We start from the raw sequence: 21,525 nt of genomic DNA on the forward strand, positions 1-21,525 counted from the left end.
GTACCCACCATGTCGATCAAACCCGCTATTCCCGCCCTGGCTGCTGCACTGCTGTTTGGCGCCAGCACACCGTTGGCCAAGTTGCTGGTGGGCGACGTTACGCCTTTGCTCTTGGCGGGGCTTTTGTACCTGGGTAGCGGCCTGGGTCTGGGCGTGTTGCTGGGGTTGCGCAGCCTGCGGCAGCCGCAGAAGCTGCGCATTCCACGGGCCGAATGGCCCTGGCTGCTGGGTGCCATTGTGTTTGGCGGCGTGCTTGGGCCGGCACTGCTGATGCTGGGCCTGGCGCAGACCAGTGCTGCGTCGGCTTCCCTGCTGTTGAATGTAGAGGGCGTGCTGACCGCCCTGATTGCCTGGATGGTGTTCAAGGAGAACGCCGACCGCCAACTGGTGCTGGGCATGCTGGCCATTGTGCTGGGCGGCGTGCTGCTGGCCTGGGAGCCGGGCGGGCTGGGCTTTTCGCGCGGCGGCTTGTTCATCCTGGGCGCCTGCCTGTGCTGGGCTGTAGACAACAACCTGACCCGCAAAGTCTCCACTAACGACGCGATGCTGGTGGCCGGGCTCAAGGGCCTTCTGGCCGGCATCAGTAACACAGCGCTGGCCCTGGCCGGCGGTGCAGTCTTGCCGGCCGCAGGCGTATGGGGCTCCAGCATGTTGGTGGGTTTTTTGGGTTACGGCCTGAGCCTGACGCTGTTCGTGGTGGCGCTGCGCACCCTGGGCACGGCGCGCACTGGCGCATATTTCTCGGTGGCGCCGCTATTCGGCGTGGTGATTTCGCTGCTGCTGTGGCCGGGCTTGCCGGGGCCGTTGTTCTGGGCGGCTGCGGCGCTGATGGCCGTGGGCATCTGGCTGCATGTGCGCGAACGGCATGAGCATGCGCATACACACGAGGTGCTGGAGCACAGCCACACCCACCGGCACGATGCCCACCACCAGCACGCGCACAGCTTCGCCTGGAGCGGGCAGGGCGCCCATGCGCACCCGCACCGGCACGAGGCAATGACGCACAAGCACCCGCATTACCCGGACATTCACCACAGACATGTGCACCCCCATTGAATATGGGTTAAATAGGGCTCTGGCGCAGGCGGTACCTGCGCAAGTAGCTCCTATTTAAATAGCAAATCAAAACACCCGCACCCAGAACCAGTAGGCCGCCAGCAGCGCCAGCAGGGCCGAGCCGCCGCGCACCACCACGCGGCCGTACCAAGGTTGGTTGACGACAAGTTGGGACAGCAGCACCCAGGCGGTCACGGCGGTCAACTGGCCGGCCTCCACGCCCAGGTTGAAGCCGGCCAGCGCCCAGGGCAGCAGGCCGGACGGCGCGGCGGCCTCGATCAGCAGGCCGGCAAAGCCGTAACCATGGATCAGGCCAAAGCCCAGCGCCAGCCGCTCAGGCCGCAGCACCGGCACCGGGAAGATGTTCAGCAGGGCCGTCACCGCGATGGAGGCGGCGATGGCCGGCTCCACCCACACCGGCGAGGCCTGGCTCCAGCCAAAGGTGGCCAGCATCAGCGTGATGGAGTGGCCAATGGTGAAGGCGGTGATGGTGCGCAGCAGTGACCACCAGGGGCTGCGCTGTCCCGCCGTCGTGGCGCCCCGGCCCAGCCGCAAATGCAGCGGCAACACCAGGGCCAGCAGAAAGGCCATGTGGTCGTAGCCCTCCAGCAGGTGGTGCATGCCCAGGCCCAGGTAGTCGAGCACGGTGGCGGCGATGCCGCGCTGCGCGGTGGGACCAGTGGGAACGTTGGGGCTGGCGGAGTGGGTAGCTTGGCGCAGCTGCAGCGGCTGGGCTTGCTGGGGTGATGCTGTGGCCAGCAGGTCGTGGCCGTCCAGGGCGCCGGTGACGATCAGGCGGTGGTTAGCGTCCTGTTCGCGGAACAAGGTGTAGCGCCAGGCCAGGGCCGCGCCCGCAGCGCAGTGCGCCTGGGCAGCGGCGCGCAGGTAGGCGCCGTCGCTGCGCCGCTCCAGGCCGTCGTAGCGCCAGGTCAGCGGGCAGCCGGGGGCAGCTGTGTTCAGCCCGGTATGGGCTTGCAGCAGGGCCAGCACGGCGGGTGTGGCCGCCTGTATTTCAGCCCAGGTGAGCTGGCCGTCGGCATTGGCGTCCAGCGGCAGCAGCAGGTCCAGGTCTTTCAGAGCCACGGACAGGCGTAGGTTCAGCGCGGCATCCACCTGGCGCACGTCCAGGTAGGCGTCGCTGCCCTTGTGGGCCCAGGCGGGGGCGCTGCACAGCAGCAGGGCGCAGAGTAGCGTGAACAAGCGTTTCATCGTGCCTCCCCGGTGCTGCGGGCATCGACCAGGCCGATGCCGTGCATATCCGCCTGCAGCTGTTGCAGGGCCACCATGTCATGGGCTTGGCGGGCGCTTTGCAGGGCCACCCACCAGTCCACCGGTTCGCGCTGCAGGCCCAGGTTGCGGCGGGCGATGGCCAGGGCGCCGGGCGCGTCGTCGTCCAGCCACAGGGCCACCAGGGCTTGCTCGCGGCCGTGCAGCGTCAGGTCGTCGCCGCGCTGGGCGAGTTCGGCATTCCATTCGCGGATGGTCTGGCGCAGCGCCTGCCAGCTGGGGTCTTTCAGCCGGCGCAGGGCGGTGGCCTGGCGCAGCAGCACGGCATCGGTCAACGGCAGGGGCTTGAGCACGGCCAGGGCCTGGGCCGGCTTGCCGGTGCGCAGCAGCAGGTCGCTCAGGGCAATGCTGGTGTAGAGGTCGGGCTCGCTGTGCAGGCTGCTGCGGTAGGCGGCCTGGGCGGCGGTGTCATGGCCTGCGCGCTCCTCGCTCTCGGCCAGCAGGGACAGCAGCCAGCTGCGTTGGCCGGCATCCTGGGTTTGCGCCAGCAGGGCGTTCAGGCCGCTGCGCACAGCGGTGTTTTGGCCTTGCAGTGACTGGGTTTCCAGCACGCAGGCCTGGGCGTACATGTTCTGGCCGGCACGGGCTACCGCGTTGCATGCCAGCAGGGCCTGCGGGTACTGGCCGGACAGGCGCTCCAGCGCCGCCAGGTTCAGCCAGCCCTGGGCACTGCCAGGATCTCGCTTGAGGGCGGCCAGCAGCACGCTGCGCGATGCGGCGAATTCATGCCGGCCCTGCTGCACCGTGGCCTGCAGAATGGCCAGCTCCACCGGGGCATTCGGCTGGTTCCACCAGGGCGCCAACACGGCCTGGGCGCGGCCCCAGTAGCGGGTGTCGCCGCTTTGCCGGGCGGTGGCGATGTGGGCGCGGGCCTGGGCCGCTGCGGCCACCGGGTCGGCGGGCTGCGCCGGGGCCGACGCATTCGGCGCCGCCGGTCGTACACGGGTGATGGTGGGCAGGCGTTCCACCACCTCATCGCTCCGGCTGGGGTGCAGCTCGGTGGTGGCATGGGCGGCGCTGCACGCCAGCAGGCCGGCAAGCCACAGGAAGTTTATGAGGCGCATGGGTGTGCGGCGTCTGGTTTGCTATATAAACAGTAGCTGCTAGCGCAGGTATCTTCTGCGCTGCCGGCCACTTTCATGTAAATGTTGAAATGCCTTGCACCGCTGCCGCCAGGCTGGAACGGTGCAAGGCATTAGGCGGGTCAGATGTCCGCCGGTTCGTCCGAGTCGCTGGTGGCCAGCGTGGCGCTGCCCAGCACCAGCGGGTCGCTGCTGTCACTGGTCGTGGCGATCTGCCTTTGGGCGAACGAGATCACGTTGCCGACATTGGTTTCCGCCGCGACGGGCACGTCGGTGCCGGGCACGGTTTGCCCCAGGTCCGCGCCGCCGCCACCGCCTCCGCATCCCACCAGCAGGCCAACTGCGACCACGGTGGGGGCTATCCATTTGTACTGAGCCATGGTGTGTCCTTTCGTACTGCTAGGGGCTTAGTTGGAGCCAGCGTTGGGCGTGTTGAGGTAGGGGAAGCGCGTGAGGAAGGGCACGGTGGCCTGGTCCACGCCGTCGTGGATATTGGCCGACTGGGCGCCCAGTGGCACGCTGGATGCCTTGCAGGCCGACGTCAGGCTGGGCACGCCCGGCACGCTGTTCAAGCCCAGGCTGTTGTTGTCGCCGTTGATCACGCACAGGCCACCCAGCACGGCGACCAACGCGATGTCCACCACGTCATCCTTGGGGCGGCGGCCGTTGGGGAAGCCGGCCAGGTCCACGGCCTGGGCCAGATTGGCCGCGCCACCCACGCGCAGTACTTCACCGGCCACGCCCAGGCGGTTTTGCGTGGCGAAGGGCACGGGGCTGATGGCGGTGTTCAGGCGCAGCACTTCCGACGGCGTGGCGTTGGCCGGCTTGTTCACACCGGTGATGCCGGTCAAGAACACGGTGGCCAGGTCGGTGCGCGGCAGATTGGTGGGTGCCAGGGCGGTGGCGCTATTGGCCAGGGTGATGCCCAGCAGCGCCGGCAGCGTGGGGTTGGTCACATAGGTGAGGAACTGGCCGTCGTCCTGCGGCTTGGAGGCGTTGAACTTGTCCTTGTCGGGCAGGCCGATGACCAGCTCATTCACCAGCGGGTTGCCCAGGCGCGACACCTGGACCCAGGCGCCCCCGGCTTTCTCGCTGGCCTGGTGGCCCGATGGCGGCTTGCCGTTGAGCAGGCGGGCCTGGCGCAGGCTGGCCGTGGTCCAGCCGCCGATGACGGTCTCGGAGCCGGCGGTCAGGCAGCCCTTGTTCACCTCGAGTGCGATGGTGGTGATATTGGTCTTTTGCACCGCAGCCTGGCCGCCTTGGCCCACGGCATCTTTGTTGTTCGGGTCGAGCAGGAAGGAGGCAGGTGCGTTCACCAGGTCAAACACCGGGCCCAGATTCACCGCAAAGCCGTCCTGGCGCTGGCCGACGAAGACTTTGCCGGTGTCCATGCCGGCGGGGCAGCCGGGGATCTTGATGTCGAAGATGTGCTTTTGCGCATAGGTCTCGTAGGCGGAGGCATTGCCCAGGGTCTTGGCGCCGATGTAGTCCACCGGCTTTTCAAATGTCTTGCTGCCGTCGGTCTTGGTCACGTCGGACACGGCGCCTTTGCGGCGGTCGCCGCGCACCACCTTGACGGTATAGCTTTCATTCAGGTTCAGGTTGGCGTCGTTCACATTGCTCACGCCGCCGGCCTGTATCAGCGGGATGGCGACGCTGGACGCGCCAATCGGCAGGGCCACGTTGTTGAGCTTGTTGTTGAAGCGGAACTGGAAGCTCATGTGCTCCTTGGCGTCGCCCACGTTGTCGATGTGGATCTCGTACAGCGCGTTGGGGTCCATGGAGAAGTAGTTGGGGCCACCGTACGGAGCCTGCAGCGGCTGGTAGTTGGCGATCATGGTCACGTAGTCCGAGCGGCCACCGCTGCCGTTGCTGGCCACGCCTTCGTAGCTGCGGAACATATAGAAGTCGGTGCCGTCCACCTTGGGCGAGGTGGTGATGAAAGGCGCTTCGCGGTGGCTGGATGCCAGCGCCGCGTTGCCGAGGGCCAGCAGTACACAGGCTGCTGTGATGGGGCCGCGTTTGAATTGCATGTTGTGCTCCTGAGGGTCATGTCCGTTGATGCCAAGCTGGCTTGCAGAGGCCCGGTACACGCTGGTACAGGACATCCATCACGGATACGCAGGAAACTTTGCTTTGGATTCACGCAGCATTTACCCGACCGCGTGAGTCGGGATTGTGTGCGGTTTGCTGATTGCTATTCTTTTAATAGCTGCCAGTGCAAGTATTGCCTGCGCTGGGGGCAGATTTTTGCGAGCTTTGGGCGGGCTCTCAGGCCGAGGCGTCTATCTTGTGTAGATAGGCCAGGGCGATGCGTGGCGCGGCGTTGAGCAGCTCGGCGATGTCGTTCACATCGTCTGGCAGGGCCGGGTTGTCCCAGCCGTGCATGGTGTGGCGGGCGACCCGCACGGCCAGCACCACATTGCGCACATTGGCCTGGTCGGCATGCTTGGCATCGCTGATGCGCACCAGCAGCGAGGGCAGGTGCCATAGCTTCATCAGGGCCAGGGCCAGGTCGTCCAGTTCGATGTTGAGCAGGCTTTGCTGGATGCTGGCGCTACGCAGGTTGGGGTCGGCTTTTTGGGCCTGGCGGATCTGCAGCTCCAGCGTGGGAGCGTGGCTCCACATCAGCATCTCGGCAAAGTCGTGCAGAAAGGCGGCGCGCTGGATCACGTCCACGTCCATGTCGTTGCGGTGCACGGCAAAGCCCAGGGCGAACAGGCGGGCCCGCTCTGCACGCTGCAGCAGCTCGCGCAGGCCGGCCAGCGCCTCGGGCTGGTCGTGCAGCCGGTCTTCGATGGTGGGTTGCAGGCCAAAGTGGCGGAAGAAGGGGGCGATGCCAGTCATCACCAGGGCGCTGGTGATGCTCTCGGTCTCGGTGAAGTCGCCGGGCCGGCGCTGCTTGGCTGCGTAGGCCATGAGCTTGATGGTCATCAGCGGGTCGGGCTGGATGGCCTCGGTCAGCATGGCGGCATCCACATCGTCTTCTATGGCGCGCAGCGCCTCCAGGGCCTGCGAGGTGGTGGCCAGCACGGGGATTTCGGCGTCGCAGAAATAGCGCGTCCAGGCGGCCAGGTCGGCCAGTGGCTCGGTCAGGTACGGGGTGGATTCAGGCATAGCCGCCAATGTACTGCAGCCACGCAAAGTCTGCCGAAGTTTGCGCTCAAACTGGCCGGCAGCGCAGGTAACACCTGCGTAAGCCGCTATCAAAATAGGAAAGCAGCCGTGCTGCGTTCAGCGCGGGCGGTGCATGCGAAACAGCTGTTCCGGCCCCACGCTGAAGTAGTCGGCCGGGCCGCCGCCGCGCAGGATGTGGCCGGCTGCGGCGGTGTCGTACACCCCGTTTTTCAGCAGGCTTTTGGCGATGTGCACGGCCACCACTTCGCCCAATACCAGCCAGGTGCTGATCTGCGCGCCGCTGGCGGCCTGCAGTTGCACGATCTGGGTGCAACGGCATTCGAAGGACACCGGGCTTTCTTGTACCCGGGGTACGGCCACTACGCGGCTGGGCGCGGGCGTCAGGCCGGCCAGTGCGAACTCGTTCACCTCGGGGGGCACGGCCTGGCAGGTTTTGTTCATGGCCTCGGCCAGGTCGCGGGTGGCCAGGTTCCAGACGAATTCGCGGGTCTGCTCGATGTTGCGCAGCGTGTCCTTGTAGCCCACGCTGGCAAAACCGATGATGGGCGGGATGTAGTTGAAGCCGTTGAAGAAGCTGTAGGGCGCCAGGTTCAGCGCGCCTTCGGCGTTGTGCGAGGCGATCCAGCCGATGGGGCGCGGCCCGACGATGGCATTGAACGGGTCGTGCGGCAAGCCATGACCCAGTCGGGGTTCGTAGAAGTGGATGCTGTCAGACATGTCGGTACTTTAAAAATATGATGATTAAGCCAATTCCATGGGCAAGAGGGGTGACGCTCACACTCTGTTACTTTTACGAATGTGGCAGTGCTCACTGGAAGGGCCAAATTAGCCAAGGGTAATCCCCGGTGAGTTGGCTAGAGGTTATTTGTAATATGAATGTGGGTCGGCGGCCTTGGCCAGCGGACCTGCACTGCCCCGCTACCGGGCGCCCTGTGTTCCGTACACGGGCGTGGGTGGCCGGCGCAGACACGTCAACCATAGTACAAGAGACGAAAGAGCACCATGCATTTTGCAAAACCAACCACCGCCGTGGCCAGTCTGGCTTTGGCATCCATGGGCTTGATGACCGCTGCTGCGGTGTCGGCCAAGGAAGTCACCGTCTGGGCCTGGGACCCGAACTTCAACATCGCCATCATGAAAGAGGCGGCGGCCCGTTACACGGCCAAGCACCCTGATGCGACGTTCAAGATCGTGGACATGTCCAAGGCGGACGTGGAGCAAAAGTTGCAGACCATGCTGGCTTCCGGCGTGACCAAGTCCTTGCCCGATGTGGTGCTGGTGGAAGACTACAACGCCCAAAAATACCTGCGCTCCTTCCCTGGGGCGTTCGAGCCCATGTCGGGCGTGGTGAATTACGCGGGCTTCGCCAAATACAAGGTGGACCTGATGACCATCGACGGCAAGACCTACGGCCTGCCGTTTGATTCGGGCGTGACCGGTATGTACTACCGCAAGGACTTGCTGGCCAAGGCCGGCTTTTCTGAGAAGGACATGGAGAACATCTCCTGGGACCGCTATATTGAAATCGGCAAGAAGGTCGTCGCCACCACCGGCAAGAAGATGCTGGGCATCGACCCTAATGACAACGGCCTGATCCGCGTGATGATGCAGTCCGCCGGCCGCTGGTACTTCGACAAAGACGGCAAGCTCGACATCAAGAACAACCCCGCCCTGAAGGCCGCGCTGGAAACCCAGGGCAAGTTGTTCAAGGCCGGCATCGTCAAACCCGTAACCAACTGGGCCGAATACGTGGGTGCGGTGAATAAGGGCGACGTGGCTTCCATCACCACCGGCGTGTGGATCACCGGTTCGGTCAAGTCTGAAAAAGGCCAGTCCGGCCAATGGGGCGTGGCGCCCACACCGGCGCTGGACATCCCGGGTGCCGGTCATGCGTCCAACCTGGGCGGCTCCAGCTGGTATGTGCTGAGCGGCGGCAAGGAGAAGGCACAGGCCATCGACTTCCTGAATGAAATCTACGCCAAGGACGTGGACTTCTACCAGAGCATCCTGACCGCACGTGGCGCTGTGGGCACGCTGCTGGCATCGCGTAACGGCAAGGCCTATGCCGAAGCTGATCCGTTCTTTGGCGGCGCCCAGGTGTGGCAGCGCTACAGCGACTGGCTGGGCAAGATCCCCAGCGTGAACTACGGCATCTACACCTACGAGGGTGATGCGGCTGTGTCGGCCCAGCTGCCGGCACTGAACCAGGGCGTGCCGGTGGACCAACTGTTGGACAAGATCCAGCAACAGCTGTCGGCGCAAATCAAGTAAGCATTTTTTGAGTGGGGGCGGCGCTGGCGCTGCCCCCGTGTGTATTGTTCCCGGGAGCCTTTATGCGGCAAGCAAGCAAGCCGAGTTCCAGCCGCTTCTTTGATATCAACGGATGGGCCTTCGTCTCCGTGGCGATGGCCTTGATCTCTGTCTTCATGCTGTACCCCATAGGCAAATCGCTATGGATGTCGGTGCAGTCTGGGCAGGGCACCATGACCAGGTTTGTGGGCCTGGGCAATGTGCAGCGTTTGCTGGACGACCCCATGTTCCTGCGGGCCTTGACCAATACCTCCATCTTTCTGGTGGTGCAGGTGCCCATCATGATCGTGCTGGCCCTGGTGATGGCCTCGTGCCTGAATATTCCCAACCTCAAGGGCCGCAGCCTGCTGCGCACCGCCGTATTTTTGCCCTGCGTGACTTCGCTGGTGGCGTATTCGGTGCTGTTCAAAAGCATGTTTTCTTACGATGGCGTGGTCAACAGCACGCTGATGGGGCTGGGCCTGGTTTCCGAGGCCGTGCCCTGGTTGACCGACCCGTTCTGGGCCCGCGTGGTGGTGATCGTCGCCATCACCTGGCGCTGGACTGGCTACAACATGATCTTCTATCTGGCGGCCATGCAGAACGTGGACAAGTCGATCTACGAGGCGGCACGCATCGACGGCATATCGGCCACACGGCGGTTCCTGTCGATCACCATTCCGGTGCTGAAGCCGGTGATTTTGTTCACCACGGTCACTTCCACCATCGGCACGCTGCAGATGTTCGACGAGGCCATGAACATCACCAACGGCGGGCCGGCGGACAGCACGCTGACGCTGTCGCTGTACATCTACAACCTGTCCTTTAAATACGTGCCTAACTTTGGCTACGCCGCCACGGTTTCCTATGTGATCGTGGTGCTGGTGGCGATTTTGGCCTTCATCCAGTTTTATGCAGCCCGGGAGCGCGAGCAATGAGCCAATGGAGCGGAAAGTTACGCACGGCCCTGGTGTATGGGTTCTTGTGGTTGATGGCGCTGCTGTCCATCTTCCCGTTTGTCTGGATGCTGATCAGCGCCACCAATGAAAGCCACGACATCACCAAAGGCAAGATGAGCTTTGGCAATGCGCTGGCCGAGAACTACCACAAGTTCGCCGAGCTGTTCGACGTGGGCCTGGTGTTCTGGAACTCCGGCAAGGTGGCGATTCTGGGCTCGTTCCTGACGCTGGCGGTATCGTCGTTGGCCGGCTATGGCTTCGAGATATTCCGTTCACCCGGCCGTGAGCGTGTCTACCAGGGCGTGCTGCTGTCGATGATGATTCCTTTCTCGGCGCTGATGATTCCGCTGTTCATCCTGCTGGCCTCGTTCGACATGCTGGACACGCACATGGCGGTGATCCTGCCGGGCATTGCGTCGGCGTACATGATTTTCTACTTTCGCCAGAACACCAAGTCCTTCCCGCTGGAGCTGCGCGACGCGGCGCGGGTGGATGGGCTGAAGGAATGGCAGATCTTTCTGTTCGTCTATCTGCCGGTGATGCGCTCCACCTACGCGGCGGCCTTCATCATCGTCTTCATGACCATCTGGAACAGTTTTCTGTGGCCGTTGATTGTGTTGCAGTCGGTTGAACTGAAGACCATCACCCTGGTGCTGTCGTCACTGGGCTCGTCGTATACGCCGGACTTCGGCGTGATCATGGTCGCCACCATCCTGGCCACCATTCCCACCCTGGTTGTTTTCTTTGCCATGCAGCGCCAGTTTGTTGAAGGCATGCTGGGCTCCGTTAAATAGGTTTTCCATATATGCGTACCGTGACTCCATTGACCGCCGGCTGGGTATTCCACGCCGATTTTTTCAGCGATCTGACCACCCAGCCCAAGGCGGGTGCCGCCGTTCGTCTGCCGCACAACGCGGTGGATCTGGACATGAACTACTTCGACGAGCGCAGCTTCCAGAAGGAATTCGGCTACCAGTACACATTGGCCTGGCAGCCCGGGTTTGCTGGCAAGGAAGTGACGCTGCAGTTTGACGGTGCCATGGCCAATACCGTGGTCTGGCTCAACGGCCACCAGGTGGCCAGCCACAAGGATGGTTACACCCCGTTCAAGGCGCGCCTGACCGACTATCTGCAAGAGGGTGACAACCTGCTGACCGTGAAGGTCGATGGCAGCGAGAACCCCGAGATCCCCCCCTTCGGCGGCCAGATCGACTACCTGACCTATGCCGGTATTTACCGTGACGTATGGCTGCAGGTGACGGACCCGGTGTCCATCGCCAACCTCAAGATTGAAACCAGCGGTGTGCTGAGCGACGCCAAGAGCGTGACTGTGGCCTGCAGTCTGGCCAACCCTCGTGGCCTGCCCATCAGCGGCAGCCTGCGCGCCGAGCTACTGGGTGCCGATGGCGCGGTGTTGCAGCAGACTTCTGTGCTGGTCGATAGCGACAAGGCCAGCCTGCGCTTTGACAACTTGGCTGGCCTGCAGCTGTGGACGCTGGACAGCCCTGTGCTGTACAGCGTGCGCCTGCATCTGGAGACCGCACAGGGCAGCGACAGCCTGGCATCGCGCTTCGGCTTCCGGACCGCGGAGTTCGGGGTGGATGGCTTCCGCCTGAATGGCGAGCTGTTGAAGATACGCGGCCTGAACCGCCACCAGTCCTTTCCCTACGTGGGCTACGCCATGGGCCGCCGCGCCCAGCAGAAGGACGCCGACGTGCTGAAGGACGTACTGAAGTGCAACCTGGTGCGCACCTCGCACTACCCGCAGTCCAGCTATTTCCTGGACCGCTGTGACGAGATCGGTCTGCTGGTGTTTGAAGAAATTCCGGGCTGGCAGCACATTGGCGGTGCGGCCTGGAAGGACGAGTCGGTGGAGAACGTGCGCCGTATGGTCGAGCGCGACTGGAACCACCCCTGCATCATCATGTGGGGCGTACGCATCAATGAGTCGCAGGACGACCACGACTTCTACACCCGCACCAACGCCATGGCCCGTGCGCTGGACGGTACGCGCCAGACTGGCGGTGTGCGCTACATCGAGAACAGCGAGCTGCTGGAAGACGTCTACACCGTCAACGACTTCTGCCACGTGGCCACGCCCGAATGGATGCGCGGCCAGCCACCCGCGCCGCTGCGGCCACCGCGTTATGTCACCGGCCTGGACAAGGATGTGCCTTACCTGGTGACAGAGTTCAACGGCCATATGTTCCCCACCAAGCGCATCGACCCCGAGGTGCGCCAGGCCGAGCATGTGACCCGCTACCTGGATGTGCTGAACAAGGCCTACGGCAACCCGCAGATTGCAGGCTCCATCGGCTGGTGCATGTTCGACTACAACACGCACAAGGACTTCGGCGCGGGCGACCGTATCTGCCACCACGGCGTGATGGACATCTTCCGCGAGCCCAAGTTTGCTGCCTTTGCCTACGCCAGCCAGTGCGCTCCGCAAGAGCAGGTGGTGCTGGAGCCCGTGACCTATTGGGCACGTGGCGAGAAGGACCGCTGCGAGGCCTTGCCCCTGATCGTGCTGACCAACTGCGACTATCTGGAATTCCAGTTCGGTAGCTTCCCGGCCATCCGTATCGACCCCGACCGTGCGCAGTACCCGCATCTGCCGCACGCGCCGGTGGTGATTGATAGCCGCCACGTCGACCCGCAGGAGCTGGGCGCCTGGGGCATGCAGTGGATGGACGGCCGCTTGACCGGCTATGTGGGCGGCAAGCCCGTCAAACAGGTGCTGCTCAGTGGCAACCCTCTGCCGACCACGTTGGAGGTGCAGGCCGACAGCAGCGAGCTGATCGCCGGCGAGAAGGATGCCGTGCGCTTCATCGTGCGTGCGCTGGACCAGCATGGCCGCGTGCTGCCGTTCCTGGATGATGTGGTGTCACTGCAGGTATCAGGTGGCGCCAGATTGCTAGGCCCTGCGGCCCTGGCATTCAAGGGCGGAGTCGCCGGTTTCTGGGTGGAGAGCACGGGCGAGCGCCGCGACAGCGTGGTGACCGTGTCCACGCAGCGCCTGGGCCTGCACACCACGACGCTCACCACATGCTGATGCAACTGGATTAAGAGGCAAAGCGCCTGCGGGAAATAAAAATGGCAGATGTCAAATTAAGCAACGTTAAAAAATCATTTGGCGGCACGCATGTGATCCGTGGTGTGGACCTGGAGATCAACAAGGGCGAGTTCGTCGTCTTCGTCGGGCCTTCCGGCTGTGGCAAGTCCACGCTGCTGCGCATGATCTCCGGCTTGGAGGACATTACCGACGGCGTGATGGAGATTGGCGGCCAGCGCGTGAACGAGGTGGACCCATCCAAGCGCGGCATTGCCATGGTGTTCCAGTCGTATGCGTTGTACCCGCACATGACGGTGCGCGAGAACATGGGCTTTGCGCTCAAGTTCGCCGGTGTGCCCAAGGCCGAGGTAGCCAGCAAGGTGGACGCCGCCGCCAAAATCCTGGGCCTGGGCCCGCTGATGGACCGCAAGCCCAAGGCTTTGTCCGGTGGCCAGCGCCAGCGCGTGGCCATAGGCCGTGCCATCGTGCGCGATCCCAAGGTGTTTTTGTTCGATGAGCCCTTGTCCAACCTGGACGCCGAGCTGCGCGTGCACATGCGCATCGAGATCGCGCGCCTGCACCGCGAGCTGGGCTCCACCATCGTGTACGTGACGCATGACCAGGTCGAGGCCATGACCCTGGCCAACAAGATCGTGGTGCTGCGTGCCGGCCTGATCGAGCAGGTAGGGGCGCCGCTGGAGGTATACGACAACCCGGCAAATACTTTTGTGGCCGGTTTCATCGGTTCGCCGAAGATGAATTTCTTTGACGGGCGGGTGCTGGGCAGCGATGGGCCGCTATGCCATGTGGCCCTGACCGGTTTTGGCGAGCTTGTGGTGTCCGTGCCCCTGAAGGGCACGGTGCCTGCGGTGGGCACCGAGGTGCAACTGGGCGTGCGCCCCGAGCATTTCCGCGAGGATGGCGATGGCCGCCTGCCACTGACCATCGACATGCTGGAACACCTGGGCGGCGAAACCTTTGCCTATGCACGTTCCGCCGCGGGCGGCACCATCGTCATCAAGACCGAGCATGGCCGGGCACTGAAGACCGGCCAGGCTTATGAGGCCTGCTTCCAGACGCGCCTATCATTGCTCTTTGACAAGCCCGGTAATCGCATTTATTAGGTATTTATTAGGCATTTACGAGGCGCCATGAGGCGCGGCACCCTGCATGCATCCTGTACTTCCCCATTCTGCTTCGATGTATACCGGCCGTAACCTGCACGGCCAAGTGGTGAGTGAGTTGGGTAAGCGTATCGTCGGCGGCATCTATCCCGCCGAGGCGCTATTACCTAATGAAGAGCAGCTGTGCCAGGAGCTGCAGGTCAGTCGCACGGCGCTGCGCGAGGCCGTCAAGGTATTGGCGGCCAAGGGATTGCTGGAGTCGCGCCCGCGCATCGGTACCCGTGTACGTAACCGCGAGTTGTGGAACCTGCTGGACCCGGACATTTTGGCCTGGCGCTGTGCGATCGGGGCCGATGCCGAGTTTTTGCGCCACCTGACCGAGTTGCGTGAAATCATCGAACCGGCGGCCGCCTCGCTGGCGGCTGCCAGCCGCAGCCCGGAACAGCTGGTGGTGATACGCGCGGCCTTGAAGTCCATGGAGGCTTGCACCTCCATCGGCGAATGGGTGGAGGCTGACCTGGCTTTTCACACCGCCATCCTGAAAGCCACCAACAACCCCTTGCTGATGCCGCTGGCCGCCATCATCGGCAGTGCGTTGGAGTCCTTGTTGGATATTACGGCGCGCAATGCCGGCGATTTCAAGAATGCCCTGCCCGAGCACCAGAAGGTGTTTGCCGCCATCGAGGAGGGCGATTCGCAGGACGCCCTGCATCGCATGGCCGGCATGCTGTCGGACACGCGGGCGCTGATGAAGCGCTCGGTCTTGTTCTAAGGCGCGGCCGCGTCGACGCTGATGGTTTTACTATTTAGCTATTAAAAATATAGCTGCCAGCGCAGATTTTTATTGCGCTAGGGCGCGATTTCATTGTTTTTTCTAAATTTCGTAACGCGGCGGTAACTTGCATGTGACGGAGCGCCGAGTTCTCTACAATCGCGCCATTCGAAATTATTTCGACACCCCACACACCATGCCCCGTTGCTACCCAGACCAACAACAACACCGTCGCGCGGCAGGCATGTGCAGCGACGTCCAAGGCCAGGCCCTTGGACGCGCAGACCCGGTTTTAACCTTCGGAGTCTTCCCATGTCTGCACTATTCAGCCCGACCGCCCTGGTCGTACCCTTTGAACAACTGAGAATGGACGACGTCGAGTCGGTGGGTGGCAAGAACGCCAGCCTCGGCGAGATGATTTCCCAGCTGCCCACGGGCGTGCGGGTACCTACCGGATTTGCCACCACGGCGCATGCCTTCCGGGCCTTTCTGGCGCATGACGGCTTGGCCGACAAGATCAGTGCCCGCCTGGCGCGCCTAGATATTGAAGATGTGCGCGCCCTGGCCGTGGCCGGTGCAGAAATCCGTGCCATGGTGGAAGCCCAGCCTTTCCCGGCCGATCTGCAAGCGGCCATTACCGAGGCTTTTGCCAAGCTGAGCGCGGGCAACCCCGAGGCTTCGTTTGCCGTGCGTTCCTCGGCCACGGCCGAAGACTTGCCGGACGCCTCGTTCGCGGGCCAGCAGGAAACCTTCCTGAACGTGGTCGGCATCGACGACGTGCTGCACAAGATGAAAGAGGTGTTTGCCTCTTTGTACAACGACCGCGCCATCAGCTATCGCGTGCACAAGGGCTTTGCCCACGACATCGTGGCCCTGAGTGCCGGCGTGCAGCGCATGGTGCGCTCCGACCTGGGCGCTGCCGGGGTCATGTTCACCATCGACACCGAATCCGGCCTCGACCAGGTGGTGTTCATCACCAGCAGCTACGGCCTGGGCGAAACGGTGGTGCAGGGCGCCGTGAACCCGGACGAGTTCTATGTGCACAAGCCCATGCTGCAGGCTGGCAAGCGCGCGTTGATCCGCCGCAACCTGGGCTCCAAGATGGTCCAGATGGAATTCACCACCGCAGCCGAAAAGGCCGCCACCGGCAAGCTGGTGAAGACCACTGACGTACCTACCGAGCAGCGCAACCGCTATTCGCTGACCGACACCGAAGTCGAACAATTGGCCCATTACGCCCTGGTGATTGAGCAGCATTACGGCCGCCCGATGGACATCGAATGGGGCAAGGACGGCACCGACGGCCTGCTCTACATCCTGCAGGCGCGCCCTGAAACCGTCAAGAGCCAGCAGAAAGACAAGGCCGAGCTGCGCTACAAACTCAAAGGCAAAAGCGCCATCCTGGCCGAAGGCCGCGCGATTGGCCAGAAGATCGGTACCGGCCCGGTGCGCCTGGTGCACAGCATCAGCCAAATGGACGAAGTCCAGCCCGGCGATGTACTGGTGACCGACATGACCGACCCGAACTGGGAGCCGGTGATGAAGCGCGCCAGTGCCATCGTCACCAACCGTGGTGGCCGTACCTGCCATGCCGCCATCATTGCGCGTGAACTGGGCATTCCAGCGGTGGTAGGTTGCGGCGACGCGACCGAAAAGCTCAAGACCGGCACCCTGGTGACCGTGAGCTGCGCAGAGGGTGATACCGGCCTGATCTACGACGGCCTGCTGGAAACCGAGGTGACCGAAGTCGAGCGCGGCGCCATGCCCGAGATCAAGACCAAGATCATGATGAATGTGGGCAATCCCCAGCTGGCCTTCGACTTCTGCCAGTTGCCCAACCAGGGCGTGGGCCTGGCCCGGCTGGAGTTCATCATCAATAACAACATCGGCGTGCACCCCAAGGCCATCCTGGATTACCCGAACATCGATAGCGACTTGAAGAAAGCCGTCGAGTCTGTGGCCCGCGGCCACGCCTCGCCACGCGCCTTCTATGTGGACAAGGTAGCCGAGGGCGTGGCAACGATTGCCGCCGCCTTCTGGCCCAAGCCGGTGATCGTGCGCCTGTCGGACTTCAAGTCCAACGAATACCGCAAGCTGATTGGCGGCAGCCGCTACGAGCCGGAAGAAGAAAACCCCATGCTGGGCTTCCGCGGCGCGGCGCGTTACATCAGTGCCGATTTCGGCGAAGCCTTCGCCATGGAGTGTGCCGCGCTGAAGCGTGTGCGCCAGGACATGGGCTTGAGCAATGTGCAGGTGATGGTGCCCTTTGTGCGCACCCTGGGCCAGGCCGAGAAGGTCACCAAGTTGCTGGCCCAGCACGGCCTGCAGCGTGGTCAGGATGGCTTGAAGGTCATCATGATGTGCGAGGTGCCCAGCAATGCGATCCTGGCGGACGAGTTCCTGCAGTACTTCGATGGCTTCTCGATCGGCTCCAACGACCTGACCCAGCTGACCCTGGGTCTGGACCGGGATTCTGGTTTGGAATTGCTGGCCGCCGACTTCGACGAACGTGATCCGGCCGTCAAAGCCATGCTGAGCCGTGCCATCACCGCCTGCAAGGCGCAGGGCAAGTACGTTGGCATTTGCGGCCAAGGCCCTAGCGACCACCCCGACTTCGCCCAGTGGCTGGCCGACCAGGGTATCGAATCGATCTCGCTGAACCCCGACAGCGTGGTGGCGACCTGGAAGCAACTCGCAGGCTCCTAGGGCTGTTGCGGATAGGCCCGGGCCTGCGCCTGGGCTAGGATGAAGGACCCACCAAGGTCGCAATGTCTGCGGCTTTGCGGTGGGTCTTTTTCTATCTGCTGTGCACGTATCTCCACTGGCCACACTTCCCCGCTTTGACCGTTTGCGCACTGGCTTGCTGGTGCTGTGGACGTTGCTGTCGTTTGGCGTGGTGTTCTTCGCACGCGACCTGAGCTGGGTGGTGGCGGGTTGGCCATTCAATTATTGGTTTAGTGCCCAAGGCGTGGTGCTGTGCTATTTGCTCATCGTCGGCCTCTATGCCTGGCGCAGGCGCGGTGTGGGGGCCGACCAGGAGGTGGCGGCGTCCGTCCAGGCAAGCTATCGCCGGGGACTACACCGCAATTTCTCGCTGTATGTGGCGTGTGTGCTGTGTTTTCTGGCGCTCATGGCCTGGGCGGAGCACCAAGGTTTGTCGCGCTACTGGATAGGCGGCATTTTCCTGTTCGCCACGTTGGCGCTGTATGCGAGCATCGGCATCTACTGCCGTACCTCGGACCCTTCGGAATACTTTGTGGCAGGGCGGCGCATTCCGGCTGTCTATAACGGCATGGCAACTGCTGCCGACTGGATGAGTGCTGCATCCTTTATTGGCTTGGCAGGTGGCTTGTACCTGAATGGTTTTTCGGGGCCGGACGGGCAGCCGGGTGGGTTGGCATACATGATGGGCTGGACGGGCGGCTTTTGCCTGGTGGCCTTGCTGATCGCACCGCGCTTGCGTCGCCTGCAGCTCTATACCGTGCCTGACTTTTTTGGTCAGCGCTATGGAGGGCATTGGCCGCGCTGGATTGCCGCCGGAGCGGCCGTAGTGTGCTCGTTCACCTATGTGGTGGCGCAGATTTACGCCGTGGGTTTGATCACCTCCCGTTTGACCGGGGTGCAGTTCGAGATCGGCATTTTGCTGGGCCTGGGGGGGGTGCTGGTGTGCTCGTTCTTGGGAGGTATGCGTGCGGTGACCTGGACCCAGGTGGCGCAGTACGTGATCTTGATCCTGGCATTTTTGATCCCCGTGTCCTGGCTGGCCTATAAGCAGTTGGGTAATCCTTTGGCGACCTTGGTTTATGGTCAGCAACTGCCCAAGATTGCCGCCTTGGAAAAGCAACTTACCGAGTCTCCTGCGGAGACGGCCGTGCTTGCCGAATACAGCCGCAGGGCGGCGCGGTATGAGCAAATGTTGCTCGATGTGCCTAGGACCTTGGAGCAGGAGCGTCTGGCTGCGCAGGCGCATCTGCGGCAGTTGAAGGCCGACCGCGCGGATACGGCGCTGGTGCGCAAGGCCGCGCGTGAACTGGCCATACTGCCGTCCGACGTAGCTTCTGCGCGTGAGCAGTGGAGCAGGGCCCGGCAAGACAATCTGGACCGAGCCCGACCGCTGGCTGGCATGTCCCCGCATGCCCAGGTGTTTGCCGGCAACCCGGACGGAGCTCCTGCCGAGGTGGCCTTGTTCAACACCAGTCGTTTGAACTTCCTGGCGCTGGTGTTTTGCCTGATGACTGGCACCGCGGGTCTGCCGCATTTGTTGACGCGCTTCTACACCACGCCCTCGGTGGCCGAGGCCCGTAGTTCGGTGGCGTGGTCGCTGCTGTTCATTGCCTTGTTGTATCTGGCGGCGCCGGCTCTGGCGGTGCTGGTCAAATTCGAGGTGATGAGCCATCTGGTGGGCCAAAGCTTTGAAAGCCTGCCGACCTGGATAGCCCAGTGGGCCCAGGTGGATCCCGGTTTGCTGGCTGTGAACGATGTCAACGGCGACCATGTGCTGCAATTCGCAGAATTGAAGCTAGGGGCGGACTTGGTGATGCTTGCCACCCCCGAGCTGGGCGGTTTGCCCTATGTCGTGTCTGGCCTAGTGGCGGCAGGAGGCTTGGCCGCGGCCTTGTCCACGGCCGACGGCCTGTTGCTGACCATGGGTAATGCCCTGGCCCATGATTTGTATCTGGAGGGAAAGGGGGGGCGGTCCGATCCCATGGTGCGGGTGCTGTTGTCCAAGTTCGCTTTGCTGCTGCTAGCCCTGGTGGCGGCCTACGTGGCGGCGCAGAAGCCTGCGAATATTCTGGTTTTGGTATCGGCCTCTTTTTCTCTGGCGGCAGCGGCCTTTTTCCCGGCCATGGTGGCGGGTATCTTTTGGCAGGGCGCGACCCGTGCGGGAGCAGTGGCCGGCATGCTGGTGGGCTTGGTGGTCACCACGGGGTATATGGGCTTGAATGCATCCGTTGTGCGGGTGTTCCTCGGTCTGCATGAAAGCGGCCTGTGGTGGGGCATCCAGCCGGTTTCCGCAGGGGTGTTCGGGCTGCCCGCCGGTGCGCTGACGGTCTGGTTGGTCAGCCTCTTGTCGAGGCAACAGGCTGGGGGTGCAAAAGCCGCGCTATAATACTTGGCTTTGCCCTTGCTACACCACTACAGACGCAGTGGGTGGCTTTACATCCTTAAGGAGAAATATGCGTCATTACGAAATCATTTTGATGATCCACCCGGATCAAAGCGAACAGGTTCCAGCCATGCTGGAGCGCTACAAGGGCATGATCACTGCCGGCGGCGGCAAGATCCACCGCGTGGAAGACTGGGGCCGCCGTCAACTGGTGTACCTGATCAACAAGCTGGCCAAGGCCCACTACCTGTGCGTCAACATCGAAGCCGACCAAGCCATCATGGCTGAACTGGAACACGCGTTCAAGTTCAACGACGCCGTGCTGCGCCACCTGACCGTGGTGATGAAGAAGGCCGAAACCGGCCCATCTTCGATGATGAAGACCGTTGAGCGCGAAGAAGCCCGCAAGACGCAACAGGCGGAGTACGCAGCCCACTAAGGTGGTGTGCTTACGCGGAGTCACCGAACGGAGTGAACCACGTTGTTTTGACGGCCTGTATTGCAGAGCTTAAAAATCTGCGCTACACGCCCGCCGGGCTGCCGGCCCTGGATATGGTGCTCGAACACGAGTCCAGTCTGGAGCAAGCAGGCCACACACGGCAAATCAAACTCGTGGTCAAGGCAATTGCCTTTGGCGCGATAGCCGAGCGAATCCAGCAGCAGCCTTTGGGCAGCCGTTGGCAATTCACCGGTTTTCTAGCCAGTCCCCGATTGGGTAAAAACCCCGCGCTCCATATTCAAGAATTTCAACCAGATTAATTCAGGAGTCCATCATGGCCGGACCAAAACGTTTCAATAACAAAGACAAGCGCCCGAAGCGCAACACCCAGTCCCTGCTGTTCAAGCGCAAGCGCTTCTGCCGCTTCACCGTGACCGGTGTGGAACAGATCGACTACAAGGACATCGACACGCTGCGCGATTTCATTGCTGAAAACGGCAAGATCATTCCCGCACGCCTGACCGGCACCCGCGCGATTTTCCAGCGCCAGCTCAACACCGCTATCAAGCGTGCGCGTTTCCTCGCCATGCTGCCGTACAGCGACCAGCACCGCATCTAAGGAAGTACGAACATGCAAATCATTCTGCTCGACAAGGTTGTGAACCTTGGAAACCTCGGCGACATCGTTAAGGTCAAAGACGGCTACGCCCGTAACTTCCTGATCCCTTCTGGCCGCGCACGTCGCGCTACCGCTTTGGCCAAGGCCGAGTTCGAAGCCAAGCGCGCCGAATTGGAAAAGGCTGCTGCTGCCAAGCTGGCTGAGTCGCAAGCTCTGGGCGCAAAGCTCGGCGGCACGACCATCAAGCTGACGCAAAAAGCCGGTGTGGATGGCCGTCTGTTTGGTTCCGTGACCAACGCCGACATCGCCGAAGAGCTGGGCAAGCAAGGCTACAAGGTTGCCAAGGCCCAGGTTCGCCTGCCCAACGGCATGATCAAGACCATCGGCGACAACACCGTGAACGTGGCTTTGCACACCGACGTGGTTGTGGAAATCACCGTTTCCGTCTACGGCGAAACCGCTTAATTAGCGTTTCTCTGTAAGAGGCCGCCAGGGCGTAAGCTCTGGCGGCCTTTTCCTTTGGCGCCGGGCTTTATACCGGGTTGTCCAGAGCTTATCCACGGCTTGCGCACAGACTTGTGCCTGGCCGTTCCCGGCGCCA

General features: G+C 62.7%; 19 protein-coding genes. 13 read left to right on the forward strand and 6 right to left on the reverse strand.

Annotation, left to right across the window (positions count from 1 at the left end; all coding sequences use genetic code 11):
• Positions 1–9: 9 nt before the first annotated feature.
• On the forward strand, positions 10–1,056 hold the full coding sequence (locus AC07O2_RS13930; RefSeq protein WP_495076344.1) for a DMT family transporter: 1,047 nt from the start codon (positions 10–12) through the stop codon (positions 1,054–1,056).
• Between the two features lie 66 nt (positions 1,057–1,122).
• On the opposite strand, the gene AC07O2_RS13935 is transcribed toward AC07O2_RS13930, so the two are convergent.
• The 6 genes from AC07O2_RS13935 to AC07O2_RS13960 all read right to left on the reverse strand — a co-directional run bounded on the left by AC07O2_RS13935 (position 1,123) and on the right by AC07O2_RS13960 (position 7,280).
• On the reverse strand, positions 1,123–2,265 hold the full coding sequence (locus AC07O2_RS13935) for a HupE/UreJ family protein (RefSeq protein ID WP_495076345.1): 1,143 nt from the start codon (positions 2,263–2,265) through the stop codon (positions 1,123–1,125).
• Positions 2,262–3,407, reverse strand: coding sequence for a tetratricopeptide repeat protein (locus AC07O2_RS13940; protein WP_495076346.1), 1,146 nt, complete (start codon positions 3,405–3,407; stop codon positions 2,262–2,264). Before AC07O2_RS13940 ends, AC07O2_RS13935 begins: the two co-directional genes overlap by 4 nt.
• A 140-nt stretch (positions 3,408–3,547) precedes the next feature.
• Complete coding sequence (locus AC07O2_RS13945; protein ID WP_495076347.1) at positions 3,548–3,805, reverse strand: hypothetical protein; 258 nt, start codon at positions 3,803–3,805, stop codon at positions 3,548–3,550.
• Positions 3,806–3,832: 27 nt separating this feature from the next.
• A complete protein-coding gene (locus AC07O2_RS13950) occupies positions 3,833–5,458 on the reverse strand; it encodes a DUF4331 domain-containing protein (protein WP_495076348.1) in 1,626 nt (541 codons plus the stop codon).
• Positions 5,459–5,696: 238 nt separating this feature from the next.
• Positions 5,697–6,542 (reverse strand): HDOD domain-containing protein, encoded by an 846-nt coding sequence (locus AC07O2_RS13955; protein WP_495076349.1) that lies wholly within the window; start codon positions 6,540–6,542, stop codon positions 5,697–5,699.
• Positions 6,543–6,659: 117 nt separating this feature from the next.
• Complete coding sequence (locus tag AC07O2_RS13960) at positions 6,660–7,280, reverse strand: flavin reductase family protein (RefSeq protein WP_495076350.1); 621 nt, start codon at positions 7,278–7,280, stop codon at positions 6,660–6,662.
• A 285-nt stretch (positions 7,281–7,565) separates the two neighbouring features.
• On the opposite strand from AC07O2_RS13960, the gene AC07O2_RS13965 reads away from it, so the two are divergent.
• From AC07O2_RS13965 to rplI, 12 genes are all read left to right on the forward strand, one after another.
• Entirely contained in the window at positions 7,566–8,834 is a 1,269-nt protein-coding gene (locus AC07O2_RS13965) for an ABC transporter substrate-binding protein (protein WP_495076351.1), read from the forward strand.
• A gap of 62 nt (positions 8,835–8,896) precedes the next feature.
• The gene (locus AC07O2_RS13970; RefSeq protein WP_495076352.1) at positions 8,897–9,790 is read left to right on the forward strand and encodes a carbohydrate ABC transporter permease; all 894 of its coding nucleotides are present in this window, start codon (positions 8,897–8,899) and stop codon (positions 9,788–9,790) included.
• Entirely contained in the window at positions 9,787–10,605 is an 819-nt protein-coding gene (locus AC07O2_RS13975; RefSeq protein WP_495076353.1) for a carbohydrate ABC transporter permease, read from the forward strand. The genes AC07O2_RS13970 and AC07O2_RS13975 overlap by 4 nt, the downstream gene beginning before the upstream one ends.
• 11 nt (positions 10,606–10,616) lie before the next feature.
• Positions 10,617–12,863, forward strand: a complete 2,247-nt coding sequence (locus tag AC07O2_RS13980; protein ID WP_495076354.1) for a glycoside hydrolase family 2 protein — start codon at positions 10,617–10,619, stop codon at positions 12,861–12,863.
• A gap of 41 nt (positions 12,864–12,904) precedes the next feature.
• Positions 12,905–13,987 (forward strand): ABC transporter ATP-binding protein, encoded by a 1,083-nt coding sequence (locus AC07O2_RS13985; RefSeq protein WP_495076355.1) that lies wholly within the window; start codon positions 12,905–12,907, stop codon positions 13,985–13,987.
• A 76-nt stretch (positions 13,988–14,063) separates the two neighbouring features.
• Complete coding sequence (locus tag AC07O2_RS13990) at positions 14,064–14,759, forward strand: FadR/GntR family transcriptional regulator (RefSeq protein ID WP_495076356.1); 696 nt, start codon at positions 14,064–14,066, stop codon at positions 14,757–14,759.
• Positions 14,760–15,071: 312 nt separating this feature from the next.
• Positions 15,072–17,465 (forward strand): phosphoenolpyruvate synthase, encoded by a 2,394-nt coding sequence (gene ppsA / locus AC07O2_RS13995; RefSeq protein ID WP_495076357.1) that lies wholly within the window; start codon positions 15,072–15,074, stop codon positions 17,463–17,465.
• A gap of 100 nt (positions 17,466–17,565) precedes the next feature.
• Entirely contained in the window at positions 17,566–19,869 is a 2,304-nt protein-coding gene (locus AC07O2_RS14000) for a VC_2705 family sodium/solute symporter (RefSeq protein WP_495076358.1), read from the forward strand.
• A 67-nt stretch (positions 19,870–19,936) separates the two neighbouring features.
• Positions 19,937–20,305 (forward strand): 30S ribosomal protein S6, encoded by a 369-nt coding sequence (gene rpsF / locus AC07O2_RS14005; RefSeq protein ID WP_092761765.1) that lies wholly within the window; start codon positions 19,937–19,939, stop codon positions 20,303–20,305.
• A gap of 32 nt (positions 20,306–20,337) precedes the next feature.
• Positions 20,338–20,625, forward strand: a complete 288-nt coding sequence (gene priB / locus AC07O2_RS14010) for a primosomal replication protein N (protein ID WP_495076359.1) — start codon at positions 20,338–20,340, stop codon at positions 20,623–20,625.
• Positions 20,626–20,639: 14 nt separating this feature from the next.
• Positions 20,640–20,924, forward strand: coding sequence for a 30S ribosomal protein S18 (gene rpsR, locus AC07O2_RS14015; protein ID WP_092761761.1), 285 nt, complete (start codon positions 20,640–20,642; stop codon positions 20,922–20,924).
• Between the two features lie 12 nt (positions 20,925–20,936).
• Positions 20,937–21,389: a 50S ribosomal protein L9 gene (rplI, locus tag AC07O2_RS14020; protein ID WP_495076360.1), complete on the forward strand. Its 453-nt coding sequence runs from the start codon at positions 20,937–20,939 to the stop codon at positions 21,387–21,389.
• Positions 21,390–21,525 lie beyond the last annotated feature (136 nt).

It is taken from the genome of Rhodoferax sp. GW821-FHT10B06, assembly GCF_059415605.1.